Consider the following 4,008-nt stretch of genomic DNA (forward strand, 5'->3'; position numbering starts at 1 on the left):
CGGGTGGCCTGCGGCTGCCCGAGCCCGCCGGTCCCGAAGGAACGTGGGCGAGCGGCGGCGGCGGCTACCACGGCCACGACCACACGCCCGACGCCGGCTGACGCCCGGCGCAGCGAACGGGCCCGCCTCCCTCGGAGGCGGGCCCTCGCTGAGGGGACCTACTGACAGGGCGACGGATGCCCGCGCGGGGCGCGGCGACGAGGACCCCATAGGATGGGCCCGATGTCCGCCGCCGACGATGCCGCCACGCTCGCGCCCGTCCTCTCGCTCTACCGGCAGATCGACCGGGACGATTGGGCGCGCCTCGCCGCAGGCCTGACCCAGCCCCTCAGCGAGACCGAGATCGTGCAGATCCGCGGGCTCGGCGACCGGCTCGACATGGCAGAGGTGGCGCAGGTCTACGTGCCGCTGTCGCGTCTCCTGTCGCTGTACGCCGAATCGACGAAGCGTATGGGCGCCGAAGAGTCCGCCTTCCTCGGCGAATCCGACTCGACGACGCCGTTCATCGTCGGCGTCGCGGGCTCGGTCGCGGTGGGCAAGTCGACGATCGCCCGCCTGCTGCGCGAGCTCACGAGCCGCTGGCCCGGCACCCCGCGGGTCGAGCTCGTGACGACGGACGGGTTCCTGTATCCCAACGCCGAGCTCGAACGGCGCGGCCTCATGGAGCGCAAGGGCTTCCCCGAGTCGTACGACCGCCGATCCCTGGTGTCGTTCCTCACCGAGGTCAAGAGCGGCGCGCCCGAGGTGCGCGCGCCGTTCTATTCGCACATGAGGTACGACATCGTGCCCGATGCCGTGGTCACCGTGCGCCGGCCCGACATCGTCATCGTCGAGGGCCTCAACGTGCTGCAGCCGCCGCCGTCGCCGAACGACGTGGCGGTGAGCGACTTGTTCGACTTCTCGATCTACGTCGACGCGGATGCCGACCACATCGCGCAGTGGTACGTCGAGCGCTTCCTCGCCCTGCGCCGCGCGGCCTTCAGTAACCCGAGCTCGTTCTTCAACGTGTTCGCCGAGCTGAGCGACGAGGAGGCAGTCGAGCGAGCCCTGCACTACTGGAACACGATCAACCTGCCGAACCTGCAGGAGAACGTGCTCCCGACGCGCCACCGCGCGAATCTGGTGCTGCAGAAGGCCGCCGACCACACCGTCGAGACGGTTCTGCTCCGCAAACTCTGACGCGCGCCCGGGGCTCGTTCTTGGCGAGTCGCCAAGTTCTGCACCTTGGCCACGCCGTTCTTGGCGAATCGCCGGGATTGCACCGGGAAAGTCGGCGGGTGTCGGATTGCCAAGATCGACGCGCGCGAAGCGCGCTTCTTGGCGAGTCGCCAGGTTCGGGCTGGGATGCCCCGGCCCCGGCATCCGTCCCGTTCGTTCGGGATCCTCCCAAACCCTGCGGCTTACGATTGAGCCCATGTGTGGAATCGTCGGATACGTGGGCCCGCGGCCGAGCCAGGCCATTCTCGTCTCGGGGCTCTCGCGCCTGGAGTACCGCGGCTACGACTCGGCCGGCATCGCCGTCATCGACGGTGACGGGGGCCTCGGAATGCGCAAGCGTGCCGGCAAGCTGAGCGTGCTGCGCGACGACCTCGCCTCTCACCCCCTCGCCGACGGCACGACCGGCATCGGGCACACCCGCTGGGCGACCCACGGCGGACCCACCGACGGCAACGCCCACCCCCATCTCGCCGACGACGACAGGCTCGCCGTCATCCACAACGGCATTATCGAGAACTTCTCCGAGCTCAAGGCCGAGCTCCTCGCGGAGGGCTTCACGTTCCGCAGCGAGACCGACACCGAGGTCGCCGCGGTGCTCCTCGGACGCGAGTACGGCCGCACCGGCGATCTCGTCGCCGCGTTCCGCGCGGTCGCTGCCCGCCTCGAGGGAGCCTTCACGCTGCTCGCGATGCACGAGGAGCACCCCGGCCTCGTCGTCGGCGCCCGCCGCAACTCACCCTTGGTCATCGGTCTCGGCGAGGGCGAGAACTTCCTCGGGTCGGATGTCGCCGCCTTCGTCGAGCACACCCGCAACGCCCTGGCGATCGGCCAGGATCAGATCGTCGCGATCACGCCCGAGGGTGTCGAGGTCACCGACTTCGCGGGCAACCCGGTCGAGGTCGAGCCGTTCGAGGTGACGTGGGATGCGTCGGCGGCCGAGAAGGGCGGCTGGTCGTCGTTCATGGCCAAGGAGGTCTCTGAAGAACCGGAGGCCGTCGCGAACACGCTGCGCGGTCGCATCCGCGACGGCGAGGTCGTGATCCCCGAGCTCGACGGCATGGACCAGCTGTTCACCGACGTCTCGCGCATCATCGTCATCGCGTGCGGCACCGCCGCCTACGCCGGCCAGGTCGGCAAGTACGCGATCGAGCAGTGGACCCGCATCCCCGTCGACGTGGAGCTCGCGCACGAGTTCCGCTACCGCGACCCGGTGATCGGGCCCGACACCCTCGTCGTCTCGATCAGTCAGTCGGGCGAGACCATGGACACGCTCATGGCGGTCAAGTACGCCCGCGAGCACGGCGCGAAGACGCTGTCGATCTGCAACACGCAGGGCGCGACCATCCCGCGCGAGTCCGACGCGATCGTCTACACGCACGCCGGGCCCGAGGTGGCGGTGGCATCGACGAAGGCGTTCGTCGCCCAGATCACGGCGCTGTATCTGATGGGTCTGCACATCGGCCGCGTGCGTGGCGCGGTGTCGCCGGCGGATGCCGCGGCGCACGTCCGCGAGCTGGAGGCCGTTCCCCGCAAGATCTCGCAGATCCTCGAGCGCGAGCAGCCCCGCATCGAGCAGTTCGCCCACTGGATGGCCGACACCCGGTCGGTGCTGTTCCTCGGTCGCCACGTCGGGTACCCGATCGCGCTCGAAGGCGCGCTCAAGCTCAAGGAGCTCGCCTACATCCACGCCGAGGGCTTCGCGGCGGGCGAGCTCAAGCACGGCCCGATCGCGCTGATCGAGCCGGGCCAGCCGGTGTTCGTGATCGTGCCATCGCCGCGTCAGTCGGCCGAGATGCACAAGAAGGTCATCTCGTCGATCGAAGAGATCCGCGCCCGCGGCGCTCGCGTCATCGCGATCGCCGAAGAGGGCGACGCCGCCGTGCTGCCCAAGGCCGACGAAGTGCTGCGCATCCCGCTCGCCGGGCCCTTCTTCGAGCCGCTCCTCGCCGTCGTGCCGCTGCACATCTTCGCGATGGGCCTCGCCACGGCGAAGGGCCTGGACGTCGACCAGCCCCGCAACCTCGCGAAGTCGGTCACGGTCGAGTAGTCGCATCAGGCGCTCGCGTCTTCGTCGGGCAGGCGTGAAAGCAGCGGGCTCGATCGCGGCATCCCGCGCGAGGGACGCTCGTCTTCGCACATCCGTCCCGCCGATTCACCGAGCCCGGGAGGAGACACCGCCGGGTAGTCTGACGGATGCCGCACACCGCGGCTGCAGGAGGCTTCATGATCGTCGGGATCGGCGTCGACCTCGTCGACATCGCTCGCTTCGAGCGCACGATCGAGCGCACCCCGCGGCTGCTGGAGCGACTGTTCTCGGATGCCGAGCGCGTGCTGAAGCCGCACTCGCTCGCTGCTCGCTACGCCGCCAAGGAGGCGTTCATCAAGGCGCTCGGCGGGTCGGAGGGCGTGCACTGGACCGAGATCGAGATCGCGTCCGCGGCATCCGGCGCCCCGCACTTCCTGCTGACGGGCTCGACTGCCGACGTCGTCGCCGAGAGAGGGATCACCGCTGTGCACCTGTCGCTGTCGCACGACGCCGGCCTCGCCGCCGCGTACGTCATCGCCGAGGCGAACGGCATCGGAGTCCCCGCATGAGCCGGATGCCCGCCGGGGTGCTGCGCGAGGCCCTCGTCGACGTCGGCGCGATCGAAGACAATGTGCGGCATCTGCGGCGGCTCACCGAGTCCGAGGTGATCGCCGTGGTCAAGGCCGACGGCTACGGGCACGGCGCCGCGCGATCGGCCGCGGCGGCGCTCGCGGGCGGCGCGACGCGCATCGGCGTCTCGGACA

At 70.0% G+C, this 4,008-nt stretch carries 4 protein-coding genes; all 4 read left to right on the top strand.

All coding sequences use genetic code 11. The features are described 5' to 3' along the window. Nucleotides 1-222 precede the first annotated feature (222 nt). Entirely contained in the window at nt 223-1,179 is a 957-nt protein-coding gene (gene coaA, locus EIO58_RS13885; RefSeq protein ID WP_127820033.1) for a type I pantothenate kinase, read from the top strand. Between the two features lie 235 nt (nt 1,180-1,414). Then, a complete protein-coding gene (gene glmS / locus EIO58_RS13890; RefSeq protein ID WP_127820034.1) occupies nt 1,415-3,265 on the top strand; it encodes a glutamine--fructose-6-phosphate transaminase (isomerizing) in 1,851 nt (616 codons plus the stop codon). Between the two features lie 176 nt (nt 3,266-3,441). Further along, nucleotides 3,442-3,813, top strand: a complete 372-nt coding sequence (locus EIO58_RS13895) for a holo-ACP synthase (protein ID WP_127820035.1) — start codon at nt 3,442-3,444, stop codon at nt 3,811-3,813. Beyond that, nucleotides 3,810-4,008: alanine racemase (locus EIO58_RS13900; protein WP_205789287.1), on the top strand; the 199-nt coding region annotated here is incomplete at its 3' end. The genes EIO58_RS13895 and EIO58_RS13900, both read left to right, overlap by 4 nt.

The sequence above is a fragment of the Microbacterium sp. CPCC 204701 genome (assembly GCF_004010105.1).
Classification (GTDB): Bacteria; Actinomycetota; Actinomycetes; order Actinomycetales; family Microbacteriaceae; genus Microbacterium.

Coding starts and splice junctions, on each gene's coding strand:
- coaA (WP_127820033.1), top strand. CDS start 223: ATGTCCGCCGCCGACGATGCCGCCACGCTCGCGCCCGTCCTCTCGCTC.
- glmS (WP_127820034.1), top strand. CDS start 1,415: ATGTGTGGAATCGTCGGATACGTGGGCCCGCGGCCGAGCCAGGCCATT.
- EIO58_RS13895 (WP_127820035.1), top strand. CDS start 3,442: ATGATCGTCGGGATCGGCGTCGACCTCGTCGACATCGCTCGCTTCGAG.